Here is a 14,625-nt window from a genome sequence, read left to right as displayed (position 1 = left end):
GATCAGACCGCCCTCATCAGCAGGGTCGCGGCGACGAGGATCGCCGCACCGCCGAACATCGACACCGCGTAACTGCGGGCGTAACCGTTCTGGAGCCGGCGCGACCGGCCGGACAGGCCCCCGACCGCCGCGGCGGTGCCGTTGACGACGCCGTCGACGACCTTGTGGTCGAGGTAGACCAACCCGCGGGTGAGGTACTCGCCGGGCTTGACCAGCACCACGTGGTTGACGTCGTCCTGGAGCAGGTCGCGGCGCGCGGCGCGGGTGAGCAGCGAACCGCGCGGCGCGACCGCGGGGACGGGCCGGCGGCCGTACATCAGCCAGGCCAGCCCGGCGCCCAGCAGCAGGGCGACGACCGTGGAGGCGGTGACCGCGGCGGCCCCGATCGGCGGGTGGCCGTGCTCGAAGGAGGTGACCGGCTCCAGCCAGTGGACGAAGGCGTCGCCCCAGCTGAACAGGCCGCCCGCGAAGACCGACCCGAAGGCCAGGACGATCATCGGGATCGTCATGGACCCGGGCGACTCGTGCGGGTGCGGCACCCGGTACTCGCCCCGCGTCTCGGCCGCGGGCTCCACGCTCGGCTCCTTCGGCGACGGCGTGGGCGCGTTGCGCCAGCGCTCCTCGCCGAAGAACGTCATCAGCATCACGCGCGTCATGTAGAACGCGGTGATGGCCGCGCCCAGCAGGGCCGCGCCGCCGAGGATCCAGCCCTCGGCGCCGCCCTTGGCGAACGCCGCCTCGATGATCTTGTCCTTGGAGAAGAAGCCGGACAGGCCGGGGAAGCCGATGATCGCCAGGTAGCCCAGGCCGAAGGTGGCGAAGGTGATCGGCATGTACTTGCGCAGTCCGCCGTAGCGGCGCATGTCCACCTCGTCGTTCATGCCGTGCATCACCGAGCCGGCGCCGAGGAAGAGCCCGGCCTTGAAGAAGCCGTGGGTGACCAGGTGCATGATCGCGAAGGCGTAGCCGATCGGCCCCAACCCCGCGGCCAGGACCATGTAGCCGATCTGCGACATCGTCGAACCGGCCAGGGCCTTCTTGATGTCGTCCTTGGCGCACCCGACGATCGCACCGAACAGCAGCGTGACGGCGCCGACGACGACCACGGCGGTCTGCGCGGTGGGCGCGGCGTCGAAGATCGCGCCGGAGCGGACGATCAGGTAGACGCCGGCGGTGACCATCGTCGCGGCGTGGATGAGGGCGGAGACCGGGGTCGGGCCCTCCATCGCGTCGCCGAGCCAGGACTGGAGCGGCACCTGCGCCGACTTGCCGCAGGCGGCCAGCAGCAGCATCAGGCCGATGGCGGTGAGCGTGCCCTCGCCCGTCTCGCCGACCGAGTCCAGCACCGGGCCGAAGGCGAACGTCCCGAAGGTGCTGAACATGATCATGATGGCGATCGACAGACCGACGTCGCCGACGCGGTTGACGATGAACGCCTTCTTCGCCGCCGTCGCCGCGCTGGGCTTGTGCTGCCAGAAGCCGATCAGCAGGTACGAGGCGAGGCCCACGCCCTCCCAGCCGGCGTACAGCAGCAGGTAGTTGTCGGCGAGCACCAACAGGAGCATCGCCGCGAGGAACAGGTTGAGGTAGCCGAAGAAACGGCGGCGCCTCTCGTCGTGCTCCATGTAGCCGATCGAGTAGACGTGGATCAGGGTGCCCACGCCGGTGATCAGCATGACGAAGGTCATCGACAACTGGTCGAGCTGGAAGGCGACGTCGGCCTGGAAGCCGTTCACCGGGATCCAGCTGAACAGGTGCTGGTGCATGGCCCGCTCGTCCGCCTCGCGGCCGAGCATCTCGGCGAAGAGCACGGCCGCGACGACGAAGGACGCGGCGGCCAGCGCCGTGCCGATCCAGTGCCCGACGCGGTCCAGCCTCCGGCCGCCGCACAGCAGCACGGCCGCGCCCAGCAGCGGGGCCGCGACGAGCAGTCCGATCAAGGTCTCCACTGTTCGCTACCCCTTACAGCTTCATCAGACTGGCGTCGTCGACCGAGGCCGAGTGGCGGGAGCGGAAGATCGTCACGATGATCGCCAGGCCGACCACGACCTCGGCGGCGGCGACGACCATCGTGAAGAACGCGATGATCTGGCCGTCGAGGTTGCCGTGCATCCGGGAGAAGGTGACGAGCGCGAGGTTGGCCGCGTTCAGCATCAGCTCGACGCTCATGAACACGACGATCGCGTTCCGCCGCAGCAGCACTCCACTGGCCCCGATGGTGAACAGCAGGGCGGCCAGGTAGAGGTAGTTCACCGGGTTCACTTGGTGGCCTCCCTGTCCCGGTCACCGTCGCGGTCACCGTCACGGTCCCTGTCCCGGTCCGCGCCGACCGGGGAGTCGTCCGAGATGTCGTCCCGCACGTCCGCCGCGTCCCGTACGGCGCGGACGTCCGTGGCGCCGCGCCCCAGGTACTCCCCGGTGCGCCGCTCCAGCGCCGCCAGGTCGGCCAGGGCCTGGCGGGAGACGTCCCGGACCTGACCGCGCTTGCGCAGCGTCGGGTTGACGGTGAGCTCGGAGGGGGTGCCGTCCGGCAGCAGGCCGGGGATGTCCACGGCGTTGTGCCGGGCGTACACGCCGGGGGCGGGCAGCGGGGGCAGGTGCTCGCCCTCGCGGATCCGCTTCTCGGCCAGCTCGCGCTGGGTGTTGCGGCGCTCGGTGCGCTCGCGGTGGGTGAGCACCATGGCGGCGACGGCCGCCGTGACCAGGAGCGCGCCGGTGATCTCGAAGGCGAAGACGTAGTCGGTGAAGATCGTCCGTGCCAGGCCCTGGACGTTGCCGCCCGCGTTGGCCTGGGCGAGGCCGGTGAAGGTGTCCACCGAGGCGTTGCCGATGCCGCCGATCAGCAGGATCCCGAAGCCCAGGCCGCACAGGACCGCCAACCAGCGCTGCCCCTTGATCGTCTCCTTCAGCGAGTCGACGGCGGTGACGCCGACCAGCATCAGGACGAACAGGAAGAGCATCATGACCGCGCCGGTGTAGACGACGATCTGCACGATGCCCAGGAAGTAGGCGCCGTTGGCCAGGTAGAACACGGCCAGCACGACCATGGTCCCGGCGAGGCAGAGGGCCGAGTGCACCGACCGCCTCATCAGCACGGTGCCGAGCGCGCCCAGCACCGCGATCGTGCCCAGGACCCAGAACTGCACCGCCTCGCCGGTGGAGGTGGTGGAGGCGGCGGCGAGGAGGGGGGTGGCGGTCACTTCTCCGTCACCGCCTCGGAGGCCGGTTCGGTGGGGCCGAAGGTGGTGGCGGCGGCCTGCGGCGCCGCCCCCTCGGGGCTCTCCGGGTCCTTGGAGCGGACCTCCTGCCGGACGGTGCCGGGCGCGGCCTCGGTGACCAGGCCCCGGTAGTAGTCCTGCTCGGTCATGCCCGGGTGGATGGCGTGCGGGGTGTCGACCATGCCCTCCTGCAGCCCCGCGAGCAGCTCCTCCTTGGTGTAGATGAGCGACTCGCGGGTCCGGTCGGCCAGCTCGTACTCGTTGGTCATGGTCAGCGCCCGGGTGGGGCACGCCTCGACGCACAGGCCGCACAGGATGCAGCGCAGGTAGTTGATCTGGTAGACGCGGCCGTAGCGCTCACCGGGCGAGTAGCGCTCCTCGTCGGTGTTGTCCGCGCCCTCCACGTAGATCGCGTCGGCCGGGCAGGCCCAGGCGCACAGCTCGCAGCCGACGCACTTCTCCAGCCCGTCCGGGTGCCGGTTGAGCTGGTGGCGACCGTGGAAGCGGGGTGCGGTGGGCTTCTTCTCCTCGGGGTACTGCTCGGTGAGCCGCTTCTTGAACATGGCCTTGAAGGTCACGCCGAAGCCGGCCACCGGATTCTCGAACTCAGGCATCGTCGGCCTCCCTGGCCTCGCCGGTCTCGCCGGCCTCGCTGTCCGCGCCGGAGGCCACGCCGACGGGCTCCCGCTCGCGGCGTGGCCGCCGACGCGGTGCGGGCGGCAGGGTCTGTCCGGGCAGCGGCGGCACGGGGTAGCCGCCCGCCATCGGGTCGAAGGGCTCCTCGGCCTCGGCCGCCTTCCGGCCGCTCTCCTCGATGCGGTCCTTCCGCTCGCGGACGGCGTCGTAGACGAAGGAGAGGATCAGCAGCACCAGCGCCGCGCCGGCGACCCACATCACGATGTCGCCGAAGTCGTGGCCCTCGTTGCGCAGCGCCCGCACGGTGGCCACCAGCATCAGCCAGGCCAGCGAGACGGGGATCAGCACCTTCCAGCCCAGCTTCATGAACTGGTCGTAGCGGACGCGCGGGAGCGTGCCGCGCAGCCAGACGAAGAGGAACAACAGCAGGTTGATCTTGACGATGAACCACAGCAGCGGCCACCAACCGTGGTTGGCGCCCTCCCAGTAGGTGCTGATCGGCGCCGGGGCGCGCCAGCCGCCCAGGAAGAGGGTGACCGCCAGGGCCGAGACGGTGACCATGTGGACGTACTCGGCGAGCATGAACATCGCGAACTTGATCGACGAGTACTCGGTGTTGAAGCCGCCGACCAGGTCCCCCTCGGACTCGGGCATGTCGAAGGGCGCGCGGTGCGCCTCGCCGACCATCGACACCATGTAGATGAGGAACGACACCGGCAGCAGCACCGCGAACCAGGTCTCGGTCTGCGCCCCGACGATCGTCGAGGTGGACATCGACCCGGAGTAGAGGAAGACCGCCGCGAAGCTGAGGCCCATCGCGACCTCGTAGGAGATGATCTGGGCCGTGGCGCGCACCCCGCCGAGCAGCGGGTAGGTCGAGCCCGACGACCAGCCGGCCAGCACGGTTCCGTAGGCCGCCACCGAGGCGGTGGCCAGGATGTAGAGGATCGCCACCGGCAGGTCGGTGAGCTGCATGGCGGTGCGGGTGCCGAAGATCGACACCTCGTTGCCGGGCGGGCCGAAGGGGATCACCGCGATGGCCATGAAGGCCGGGATGATGCCGACGATGGGAGCCAGGATGTAGACGGCCTTGTCGGCGGCCTTGACGTTGATGTCCTCCTTGAACATCAGCTTCACACCGTCGGCGAGCGACTGGAGCATGCCCCAGGGGCCGTGTCGGTTCGGACCGATGCGCAGCTGCATCCAGGCGACGACCTTGCGCTCCATCACGATGGAGATCAGCACGGTCAGCATCAGGAACGCGAAGCAGAAGACCGCCTTGAGGGCGATCAGCCACCAGGGATCGGTGCCGAACGTCGACAGGTCCTCCTCGGCGAGGAGTACCGGACCGGTGGCCAGGACGGACGGGCCCATCACGCCTCCACCTCCTTCGTCTCCTCGGAGCTCGCCCGCGAAGCGGCGGAGGACGCCGCGGACAGCCTCACCAGCCGCCCGGGCACGGTGCCCAGGTCGTGGTGGACTCCCCTGCCCTCGCCGGAGGCGGCCGGAGAGTTCAACGGCAGCCAGACGACCCGGTCGGGCATCGGCGTGATCTCCAGGGGCAGGGTGACCGACCCGGCGGGCCCGGTGACGGTCAGCTCCTCGCCGTCGGCGACCCCGGCCTCGGCGGCCGTGGCGGCCGACAGCCGGGCGACCGCGGCGTGCCGGGTGCCGGCGAGCGCCTCGTCGCCGTCCTGGAGCCGTCCGCGGTCCAGCAGCAGCCGGTGGCCGGCGAGGACGGCCTCTCCGGCGGCGGGGCGCGGGGTCTGCCGCGCCGCCTCCCGGGCCGTCTCCTCCGGGCCGGTGGCGCGCGGCCCGCTCCAGACGCCCAGCCGCCGCATCTCGGCCCGGATCGTCCGCACGTCGGGCAGGCCGAGGTGGACGTCGAGGGCGTCGGCGAGCATGTGCAGCACGCGGGCGTCGGACTGGACGAGGCGACGGGTCATCTGGTCGGGCTTGATCGCGGCCTCGAACGGACGCCGGCGCCCCTCCCAGGTGAGGAAGGAGCCCGCCTTCTCGGCGACGGCGGCCACGGGCAGGACCACGTCGGCCCGCTCGGTGACCTCCGACGGCCGCTGCTCCAGGCTGACGACGAAACCGACCGCGTCCAGCGCGGCCAGGGCCCGCTCCGGGTCGGGCAGGTCGTCGACCTCGACACCGGCGATCAGCAGCGCGGCCAGTTCCCCGCCGACCGCGGCGTCGATGATCCGGCCGGTGTCGCGGCCGTACCGGGTGGGCAGGTCGGCGACGCCCCAGGCGGCCGCGGTCTCCTCGCGGGCGCGCGGGTCGGTGGCCGGGCGCCCGCCGGGCAGCAGCGTCGGGAGGGCTCCGGCCTCGACCGCGCCGCGCTCCCCGGCCCGGCGCGGGATCCACACCAGGCGGGCGCCGATGGCGGTGGCCGCCCGCACGGCGGCGGTGAACCCGCCGGGCACGGCGGCCAGCCGCTCGCCGACGACGATCACCGAGCCCTCGGCGCGCAGCGCCTCGGCGGCCCGCTGCCCCTGCTCGTCCAGGCCGACGCCGCCGGCCAGCGCGTCCAACCACTCGGTCTCGGTGTGGGGCGCGGCGGGCAGCAGGGTGCCGCCCGCCTTCACAAGGCCCCGGGTGGCGTGGGTGGCCAGGGAGAAGACCCGCTGCCCGTGCTTGCGGTAGGCCTTGCGCAGTCGCAGGAAGACGCCGGGGGCCTCCTCCTCGGACTCGAAGCCGACCAGCAGCACGGCCGGTGCCTTCTCCAGGGCGGTGTGGGTGACGCCGTCACCGTCGATGTCGAGACCGCGTCCGGCGACCCGGGCGGCGAGGAAGTCGGCCTCCTCGGCGCTGTGGACGCGGGCGCGGAAGTCGATGTCGTTGGTGTCGAGCGCGACCCGCGCGAACTTGGCGTACGCGTAGGCGTCCTCCACCGTCAGCCGTCCGCCGGTCAGGACGCCGGTGCGGCCGCGGGCGGCCGACAGGCCCTTCGCCGCGGCCTCCAGCGCCTCGGGCCAGCTCGCGGGCCGCAGCTCGCCGGTCTCGGCGTCGCGCAGCAGCGGGTGGGTGAGGCGGTCGGGCCGTTGGGCGTAGCGGAAGGCGAAGCGGCCCTTGTCGCAGATCCACTCCTCGTTGACCTGGGGGTCGTCGGCGGCCAGCCGCCGCATGACCTTGCCGCGCCGGTGGTCGGTGCGGATGGCGCAGCCGCTGGAGCAGTGCTCGCACACGCCCGGCGAGGAGATCAGGTCGAAGGGGCGGGAGCGGAACCGGTAGGCGGCGGAGGTGAGCGCGCCGACCGGACAGATCTGGATGGTGTTGCCGGAGAAGTACGACCGGAAGGGGTCGCCCTCGCCGGTGCCGACCTGTTGGAGCGCGCCCCGCTCGACCAGTTCGATCATCGGGTCGCCGGCGATCTGGTTGGAGAAGCGGGTGCAGCGGGCGCACAGCACGCAGCGTTCGCGGTCCAGCAGCACCTGCGTCGAGATCGGAACCGGCTTGTCGTAGGTGCGCTTGCGCCCCTCGAAGCGGCTCTCGGCCTGTCCGTGGGACATGGCCTGGTTCTGCAGGGGGCACTCGCCGCCCTTGTCGCAGACCGGGCAGTCCAGCGGGTGGTTGATGAGCAGCAGCTCCATCACGCCGCGCTGGGCCTTCTCGGCCACCGGCGACGTCAGGTGCGTCTTGACCACCATGCCGTCCGTGCACGTGATCGTGCAGGACGCCATGGGCTTGCGCTGGCCCTCGACCTCGACGATGCACTGGCGGCAGGCGCCAGCCGGATCCAGCAGCGGATGGTCGCAGAAGCGGGGGATCTCGATCCCGAGGAGTTCGGCGGCGCGGATGACCAGGGTGCCCTTGGGCACGCTGACCTCGATGCCGTCGATCGTCAGGGAGACCATGTCCCGGGCGGCCTCGGGCGGCTTCGCCTCCCCGCCTCCGGAGGTCTTGGCGTCGGTGGTGACGGTCACGCGTTCACCTCCAGGTGTGCGGTGGTGTCGTCGGCCCACAGGGTCGACTTGGCCGGGTCGAAGGGGCAGCCGCGCCCGGTGATGTGCTGCTCGTACTCCTCGCGGAAGTACTTGAGCGAGGAGAAGATCGGACTGGCGGCGCCGTCGCCGAGGGCGCAGAAGGACTTGCCGTTGATGTTGTCGGCGATGTCGTGGATCTTGTCGAGGTCGGACATCGACGCCTTGCCGGCCTCGATGTCGCGCATCAGTTGGACCAGCCAGTAGGTGCCCTCGCGGCACGGGGTGCACTTGCCGCAGGACTCGTGGGCGTAGAACTCCGTCCAGCGGGTCACCGCGCGGACCACGCAGGTGGTCTCGTCGAAGCACTGGAGCGCCTTGGTCCCCAGCATCGACCCGGCGGCGCCGACGCCCTCGTAGTCCAGGGGGACGTCGAGGTGCTCGTCGGTCAGCAGCGGGGTGGAGGAACCGCCCGGGGTCCAGAACTTCAGCCGGTGGCCGGGCCGCATGCCGCCGCTCATCTCCAGCAGTTGGCGCAGGGTGATGCCGAGCGGGGCCTCGTACTGGCCGGGGTTCGCGACGTGGCCGCTGAGGGAGTACAGCGTGAAGCCGGGGGACTTCTCGCTGCCCATCGAGCGGAACCACTCCTTGCCCCGGTGGATGATCGCGGGAACCGAGGCGATGGACTCGACGTTGTTGACGACGGTGGGGCACGCGTACAGGCCCGCGACGGCCGGGAAGGGGGGACGCAGCCGGGGCTGGCCGCGCCGTCCCTCCAGCGAGTCGAGGAGGGCGGTCTCCTCACCGCAGATGTACGCGCCCGCGCCCGCGTGCACGATGAGTTCCACGTCCAGGCCGGAGCCGAGGATGTCCTTCCCCAGGAGCCCCGCCGCGTAGGCCTCCCGCACGGCCTCGTGGAGGCGCCGCAGCACGGGAACGACCTCGCCGCGCAGGTAGATGAAGGCGTGGCCCGCGCGGATCGCGTGGCAGGCGATCACGATGCCCTCGATCAGGGCGTGCGGGTTGGCATAGAGGAGGGGGATGTCCTTGCAGGTGCCCGGTTCGGATTCGTCGGCGTTGACCACCAGATAGTGGGGCTTGCCGTCGCCCTGGGGAATGAACTGCCACTTCATGCCCGTGGGGAAGCCCGCGCCGCCGCGGCCGCGCAGCCCGGCTTCCTTGACGTAGGCGATGACGTCGTCGGGCTTCATGGCCAGGGCCTTGCGCAGGCCCTCGTAGCCGTCGTGCGCCCGGTAGGTCTCCAGCGTCCAGGGGCGGGGGGCGTCCCAGAAGGCCGAGAGCACCGGTGACAGCAGCTTCTCAACCGATTCGGCGGCCATCACTCGCCCTCCTTCGTCACCGGTCCGGTCGGGTTCTCGGGGTCGGAGGCGGCCGTCCTGCGCGGGGCGTCGTGGGAGCTGGGGTGCGGCTCGGGCGCCTCGCCGGTGGAGGTGGTGGGTTGCCCCTTCTCCGTCGCGCCCGGCAGGTCCTCGCCGCCGCGCGGGGAGACGACCCGCGGCCCGGGGGTCTCGCCCCTGGCCAGCTTCAGTCCGGCCAGGGAGGCGGGGCCGGCGCCCCCACCGGCCTCCACGGCACCGGGGCGTTCGTCGGGGAAGCCGGCGAGGATGCGGGCGGTCTCCTTGAAGGTGCACAGCGGCGCGCCCCGGGTGGGCCGCACCTCGCGGCCGGCGCGCAGGTCGTCGACGAGCTTCCGGGCGCTCTCGGGCGTCTGGTTGTCGAAGAACTCCCAGTTGACCATCACCACGGGCGCGTAGTCGCAGGCCGCGTTGCACTCGATGTGCTCCAGGGTGACCTTGCCGTCCTCGGTGGTCTCCTGGTTGCCGACCCCCAGGTGTTCCTGGAGCGCCTCGAAGATGGCGTCGCCGCCCATCACGGCGCACAGGGTGTTGGTGCACACCCCCACCTGGTAGTCGCCCGACGGCTTGCGCCGGTACATGGTGTAGAAGGTGGCCACCGCGGTGACCTCGGCCGTGGTCAGGTCGAGCATCTCGGCACAGAACCGCATGCCGGTGGGGGTGACGTGCCCCTCCTCGGACTGCACCAGGTGCAGCAGCGGCAGCAGCGCCGAGCGACTGCCGGGGTAACGGGCGATGATCTCCCGCGCGTCCGCCTCCAGCCGGGCACGGACCTCGGCCGGGTAGTCGGGGGCGGGGAGCTGGGGCATCCCGAGCGATACCTCTGTCACCGGTCGACGCCTCCCATCACGGGGTCGATGGACGCGACGGCGACGATGACGTCGGCGACCTGGCCGCCCTCGCACATCGCCGCCATGGTCTGCAGGTTGGTGAAGGACGGGTCGCGGAAGTGGACCCGGTAGGGGCGGGTGCCGCCGTCGCTGACCACGTGCACGCCCAGTTCGCCCTTGGGGGACTCCACGGCGACGTACGCCTGGCCGGGCGGTACCCGGAAGCCCTCGGTCACCAGCTTGAAGTGGTGGATCAGGGCCTCCATCGAGGTGCCCATGATGTTCCTGATGTGGTCCAGGGAGTTGCCGAGTCCGTCCGGGCCGAGCGCGAGCTGCGCGGGCCAGGCGATCTTCCGGTCGGCGACCATCACCGGGCCGGGCTCCAACCGGTCCAGGCACTGCTCGACGATCCGCAGCGACTGGTGCATCTCCTCCAGCCGGATCAGGAAGCGGCCGTAGGAGTCGCAGGTGTCCTGGACCGGGACCTCGAAGTCGTAGGTCTCGTAGCCGCAGTACGGCTGCGCCTTGCGCAGGTCGTGCGGGAGTCCGGTGGAGCGCAGGACGGGGCCGGTGGCGCCCAGGGCCATGCAGCCGGCCAGGTCCAGGTGGCCGACGTCCTTCAACCGGGCCTGGAAGACGGGGTTGCCGCTGCAGAGCTTGTCGTACTCCGGCAGGTTCTTCCGCATCTTCTTCACGAACTCGCGGACCTGGTCCACGGCTCCGGCCGGCAGGTCCTGGGCGAGGCCGCCGGGCCGGATGTAGGCGTGGTTCATCCGCAGGCCGGTGATCAGCTCGAAGAGGTCCAGGACCAGTTCGCGGTCCCGGAAGCCGTAGATCATCACCGTGGTGGCGCCCAGCTCCATGCCGCCGGTGGCGATGGCCACCAGGTGGGAGGAGATCCGGTTGAGCTCCATCATCATCACGCGGATGACACTGGCCCGGTCGGGCACCTGGTCCTCGATGCCCAACAGCTTCTCCACCGCCAGGCAGTACGCCGCCTCGTTGAAGAAGGGCGTGAGGTAGTCCATGCGCGTCACGAAGGTCGTGCCCTGCGTCCAGTTCCGGTACTCGAGGTTCTTCTCGATGCCGGTGTGCAGGTAACCGATGCCGCAGCGGGCCTCGGTGACCGTCTCGCCGTCGATCTCCAGGATGAGTCGGAGCACGCCGTGCGTGGACGGGTGCTGCGGCCCCATGTTGACGATGATCTTCTCGTCGTCGCCCTTGGCGGCCGCGGCGGCGATCTCGTCCCAGTCGCCGCCGGTGACGGTGTAGACGGTGCCCTCGGTGGTCTCGCGGGTACCGGCGGGCGGGGTTGCGTGCGAGGTGCTCATCAGCTGTACGACCTCCGCTGGTCGGGAGCCGGGATCTGGGCGCCCTTGTACTCGACGGGGATGCCGCCGAGGGGGTAGTCCTTGCGCTGCGGGAAGCCCTGCCAGTCGTCGGGCATCATGATCCGCGTGAGGGCGGGGTGGCCGTCGAAGACGATGCCGAAGAAGTCGTACGTCTCGCGCTCGTGCCAGTCGTTGGTCGGGTAGACCGAGACGATCGACGGGATGTGCGGGTCGTCGTCGGGTGCGCTGACCTCCAGCCGGATGAGCCGGTTGTGGGTGATCGAGCGCAGGTGGTAGACGGCGTGGAGCTCGCGGCCGGAGTCCCCGGGGAAGTGCACGCCGCTGACCCCGGTGCACATCTCGAAGCGCAGCGCGGGGTCGTCGCGCAGGGTGCGGGCCACCACCGGGAGGTGCTCGCGGGCGATGTGGAAGGTGATCTCGCCGCGGTCCACGACCGTCTTCTCGATCACTTCCTCGGGCACCAGGCCCTGTTCGTCGAGCGCGCCCTCCAACTCGTCGGCCACCTCGTCGAACCAGCCGCCGTACGGACGGCTCGCCGCGCCCGGCAGCCGGACGGTGCGCACCAGCCCGCCGTAGCCGGAGGTGTCACCGCCCTCCTTGGCGCCGAACATGCCCCGACGGACGTCGACGACCTCGCCGGAGTCGTCGCGCGGCGCGGGGACGGCGCCGCGGCCGTCCGTGCCGTTGACCTGCTCGTCGCTCATCGGAGCAGCCCCTTCATCTCGATCGTCGGAAGCGCCTTGAGCGCCGCCTCCTCCGCCTCGCGGGCGGCCTGCTCCCGGTTGACCCCGAGCTTCTCCTCGCGGATCTTCTGGTGGAGCTTGAGGATCGCGTCCAGCAGCATCTCGGGACGCGGCGGGCAGCCGGGCAGGTAGATGTCGACCGGTACGACGTGGTCGACGCCCTGCACGATCGCGTAGTTGTTGAACATGCCGCCCGAGGAGGCGCAGACGCCCATGGAGATGACCCACTTGGGATTCGGCATCTGGTCGTAGACCTGCCGCAGGACCGGCGCCATCTTCTGGCTGACCCGACCCGCCACGATCATCAGGTCCGCCTGGCGCGGCGAACCGCGGAACACCTCCATGCCGAAGCGGGCGAGGTCGTAGCGGCCGGCGCCGGTGGTCATCATCTCGATGGCGCAGCAGGCCAGACCGAAGGTCGCCGGGAAGACCGACGACTTGCGAACCCAGCCCGCGGCCTGCTCGACGGTGGTCAGCAGGAAGCCGCTCGGCAGTTTCTCTTCGATACCCATGTGTACGCCCCTAGTCCCATTCCAGGCCGCCGCGCCGCCAGACGTAGGCGTAGGCGACGAAGACGGTGAGCACGAAGAGCAGCATCTCCACGAGCCCGAACAGCCCCAGGGCGTCGAAGGTGACGGCCCAGGGGTAGAGGAAGACGATCTCGATGTCGAAGACGATGAAGAGCATCGCCGTCAGGTAGTACTTGATCGGGAAGCGCCCGCCGCCCGCGGCGTGCGGGGTGGGCTCGATGCCGCATTCGTACGCCTCGAGCTTGGCCCTGTTGTAGCGCTTGGGGCCGACGATCGAGGCCATGACCACGGAGAAGACAGCGAAGGCTGCCCCTAGCGCTCCCAGTACGAGGATGGGCGCGTAGACGTTCACCGCTCCTCGCTCCTTCCAGTCGACGACGCTGCCGGCGGGCCGCTGCGGGCCGTTTCGGGCCGATGTGCCGTTCGCGAAGATCGCGTATATGTGAGGCAGTTCACAAGCCCGATTCGACTGCATCCTATGCCCGTCACTCTGTGATCTGCGACACGGGGTGCGGCAAGGAGTTTGTGATCTCCACCACCTGACGAAGGATCATGAAGGCGGATGGACGGTGATCTTCACACGCGAAGCGGCCGGGCGGTCACCGCACGTGACAATCCGGCGCGTTTGCGCTGGTCGGAGCGGTGCCCGCATTAACAAAAAATCGCGGTCGCAAGCAAACTTGCCCTGGACGGGAGAGATTGCTAGACGCAGCCGACCATCCGGCCGCCCCCTTCGAGGAGTCCGGCGGGAGCCGGCGGCCCGCCCCGGGCGAACCGCCCCGAGCCGTCCGTCACCGGAAGATCGTGAAACCGTGCTCAATCTGTGACGTCCACCACGTGCGTCACATCCGACACACCCTCACCTTTGCGCGGAAGGGGCTCGCGTGGTACGCCCGCGGAGCGAAGTGGATCAATCGGACAATGTCATGGTCACGGCCCCGTAACGGACGATGATCGACTCCCGGGGGCGTGGCCCGCGGCGCCCGGAAGCAGGCAAAGCGGGCATGAACACGCCGAGTGTGACGCACCACACCTTTGTTGAACGCAACCTCCGGCTGCTGATAGCCGTTGTGCCATGTCCCAGACCGCCCACATACCCAGCCACCGGAAGCCCCGTCGTGCCGGCAGGAACCCGCTGCTGCGCACCGGGGTTGCCGGTGGCGTCCTCAGCACCCTCGCGGTGACCGCGGCGGCCGCCCCGTCCTCCGCCGAGGAGAGGAAGACGGCCGCCGACACCGTGGAGATGCCCACGATCGTCCCCGACCTGGCCGCCGGCATCGAACAGGCCGCCGACGCCTCACGAACGATCGCGACCCACTACGAGACCGAGGCCGCCCGCGCCCGGGCCGCCGAGAAGGCGATGGCCGAGGCCGCGAAGCGCGCCGAGGCGGAGGCCAAGGCCAAGGCGGAGGCGGAACGCCGGGCGGCCGCCGCCGAGGCCGCCCGCAAGGAGCGCGCCGAGCGCGAGGCCCGGGAGCGCGCCTCGCGGGACGCCCAGCGCACCACCCTCACCACGGGCACCACGGGCACCACGAGCACCGCGAACACCACCGCGACCGCCACCGCCCCCACCGGGGGCAACGCCGCGACGCTGGTCTCCTTCCTGCGGGCCCAGGTCGGCAAGTCCTACGTCATGGGCGCCACCGGCCCGAGCGCCTACGACTGCTCCGGCCTCACCCAGGCCGCCTTCCGGCAGATCGGCATCAGCCTCCCCCGCACCTCCCAGAGCCAGTCGACGGCGGGCACCCAGGTCTCCCTGGGCAACCTGCGGCCCGGCGACATCCTCTACTGGGGCGGCGCGGGCAGCGCCTACCACGTGGCCGTCTACATCGGCGGCGGGCGCTTCGTCGGCGCCCAGAACCCCTCCACCGGCGTCGTGGAGCGCGACATGAGTCACGACATGCCGACGGGCGCGGTGCGCGTGCTCTGACACCGAGCGCCGCCGGCCGCCCGCACGACGAGACGCGGGTGGGGCCCGTCCGGACGGAACGTTCCGTCCGGACGGGCCCCA

13 protein-coding genes are annotated in these 14,625 nt (G+C 70.9%); 1 reads left to right on the top strand and 12 read right to left on the bottom strand.

Annotation, left to right across the window (positions count from 1 at the left end):
* Positions 1-2: 2 nt before the first annotated feature.
* Genes nuoL through F0L17_RS15420 form a run of 12 tightly spaced genes read right to left on the bottom strand, consistent with a single transcriptional unit; the run spans position 3 to position 12,966 of the window.
* A complete protein-coding gene (gene nuoL / locus F0L17_RS15475; protein ID WP_162466245.1) occupies positions 3-1,949 on the bottom strand; it encodes an NADH-quinone oxidoreductase subunit L in 1,947 nt (648 codons plus the stop codon).
* 13 nt (positions 1,950-1,962) lie between these two features.
* The gene (nuoK, locus tag F0L17_RS15470; protein WP_162466244.1) at positions 1,963-2,262 is read right to left on the bottom strand and encodes an NADH-quinone oxidoreductase subunit NuoK; all 300 of its coding nucleotides are present in this window, start codon (positions 2,260-2,262) and stop codon (positions 1,963-1,965) included.
* Positions 2,259-3,200, bottom strand: a complete 942-nt coding sequence (locus F0L17_RS15465) for an NADH-quinone oxidoreductase subunit J (RefSeq protein WP_162466243.1) — start codon at positions 3,198-3,200, stop codon at positions 2,259-2,261. The genes nuoK and F0L17_RS15465 overlap by 4 nt, the downstream gene beginning before the upstream one ends.
* Entirely contained in the window at positions 3,197-3,832 is a 636-nt protein-coding gene (nuoI, locus tag F0L17_RS15460) for an NADH-quinone oxidoreductase subunit NuoI (RefSeq protein ID WP_155071539.1), read from the bottom strand. Before nuoI ends, F0L17_RS15465 begins: the two co-directional genes overlap by 4 nt.
* Positions 3,825-5,228: an NADH-quinone oxidoreductase subunit NuoH gene (gene nuoH, locus F0L17_RS15455; RefSeq protein ID WP_155071538.1), complete on the bottom strand. Its 1,404-nt coding sequence runs from the start codon at positions 5,226-5,228 to the stop codon at positions 3,825-3,827. Before nuoH ends, nuoI begins: the two co-directional genes overlap by 8 nt.
* Positions 5,228-7,786, bottom strand: a complete 2,559-nt coding sequence (locus tag F0L17_RS15450; protein WP_162466242.1) for an NADH-quinone oxidoreductase subunit G — start codon at positions 7,784-7,786, stop codon at positions 5,228-5,230. The genes nuoH and F0L17_RS15450 overlap by 1 nt, the downstream gene beginning before the upstream one ends.
* Positions 7,783-9,123, bottom strand: a complete 1,341-nt coding sequence (nuoF, locus tag F0L17_RS15445) for an NADH-quinone oxidoreductase subunit NuoF (protein ID WP_155071537.1) — start codon at positions 9,121-9,123, stop codon at positions 7,783-7,785. Before nuoF ends, F0L17_RS15450 begins: the two co-directional genes overlap by 4 nt.
* Positions 9,123-9,989: an NADH-quinone oxidoreductase subunit NuoE gene (gene nuoE, locus F0L17_RS15440; RefSeq protein ID WP_162466241.1), complete on the bottom strand. Its 867-nt coding sequence runs from the start codon at positions 9,987-9,989 to the stop codon at positions 9,123-9,125. Before nuoE ends, nuoF begins: the two co-directional genes overlap by 1 nt.
* The gene (locus F0L17_RS15435) at positions 9,986-11,320 is read right to left on the bottom strand and encodes an NADH-quinone oxidoreductase subunit D (protein ID WP_155071536.1); all 1,335 of its coding nucleotides are present in this window, start codon (positions 11,318-11,320) and stop codon (positions 9,986-9,988) included. The genes nuoE and F0L17_RS15435 overlap by 4 nt, the downstream gene beginning before the upstream one ends.
* Positions 11,320-12,045: an NADH-quinone oxidoreductase subunit C gene (locus tag F0L17_RS15430; RefSeq protein ID WP_155071535.1), complete on the bottom strand. Its 726-nt coding sequence runs from the start codon at positions 12,043-12,045 to the stop codon at positions 11,320-11,322. The genes F0L17_RS15435 and F0L17_RS15430 overlap by 1 nt, the downstream gene beginning before the upstream one ends.
* Positions 12,042-12,596, bottom strand: a complete 555-nt coding sequence (locus tag F0L17_RS15425) for a NuoB/complex I 20 kDa subunit family protein (RefSeq protein ID WP_155071534.1) — start codon at positions 12,594-12,596, stop codon at positions 12,042-12,044. Before F0L17_RS15425 ends, F0L17_RS15430 begins: the two co-directional genes overlap by 4 nt.
* Before the next feature lie 10 nt (positions 12,597-12,606).
* Entirely contained in the window at positions 12,607-12,966 is a 360-nt protein-coding gene (locus F0L17_RS15420; RefSeq protein WP_162466240.1) for an NADH-quinone oxidoreductase subunit A, read from the bottom strand.
* A 723-nt stretch (positions 12,967-13,689) separates the two neighbouring features.
* On the opposite strand from F0L17_RS15420, the gene F0L17_RS15415 reads away from it, so the two are divergent.
* Positions 13,690-14,544: a C40 family peptidase gene (locus F0L17_RS15415; RefSeq protein WP_155071532.1), complete on the top strand. Its 855-nt coding sequence runs from the start codon at positions 13,690-13,692 to the stop codon at positions 14,542-14,544.
* Positions 14,545-14,625: the final 81 nt, after the last annotated feature.

It is taken from the genome of Streptomyces taklimakanensis, assembly GCF_009709575.1.
Classification (GTDB): domain Bacteria; phylum Actinomycetota; class Actinomycetes; order Streptomycetales; family Streptomycetaceae; genus Streptomyces; species Streptomyces taklimakanensis.
Note: the sequence above shows the minus strand (reverse complement) of the source record. Positions and strands in the feature narration are given on the sequence as shown.

Coding starts and splice junctions, on each gene's coding strand:
- nuoI (WP_155071539.1), bottom strand. CDS start 3,832: ATGCCTGAGTTCGAGAATCCGGTGGCCGGCTTCGGCGTGACCTTCAAG.
- nuoH (WP_155071538.1), bottom strand. CDS start 5,228: ATGGGCCCGTCCGTCCTGGCCACCGGTCCGGTACTCCTCGCCGAGGAG.
- nuoF (WP_155071537.1), bottom strand. CDS start 9,123: ATGGCCGCCGAATCGGTTGAGAAGCTGCTGTCACCGGTGCTCTCGGCC.
- F0L17_RS15435 (WP_155071536.1), bottom strand. CDS start 11,320: ATGAGCACCTCGCACGCAACCCCGCCCGCCGGTACCCGCGAGACCACC.
- F0L17_RS15430 (WP_155071535.1), bottom strand. CDS start 12,045: ATGAGCGACGAGCAGGTCAACGGCACGGACGGCCGCGGCGCCGTCCCC.
- F0L17_RS15425 (WP_155071534.1), bottom strand. CDS start 12,596: ATGGGTATCGAAGAGAAACTGCCGAGCGGCTTCCTGCTGACCACCGTC.
- F0L17_RS15415 (WP_155071532.1), top strand. CDS start 13,690: ATGTCCCAGACCGCCCACATACCCAGCCACCGGAAGCCCCGTCGTGCC.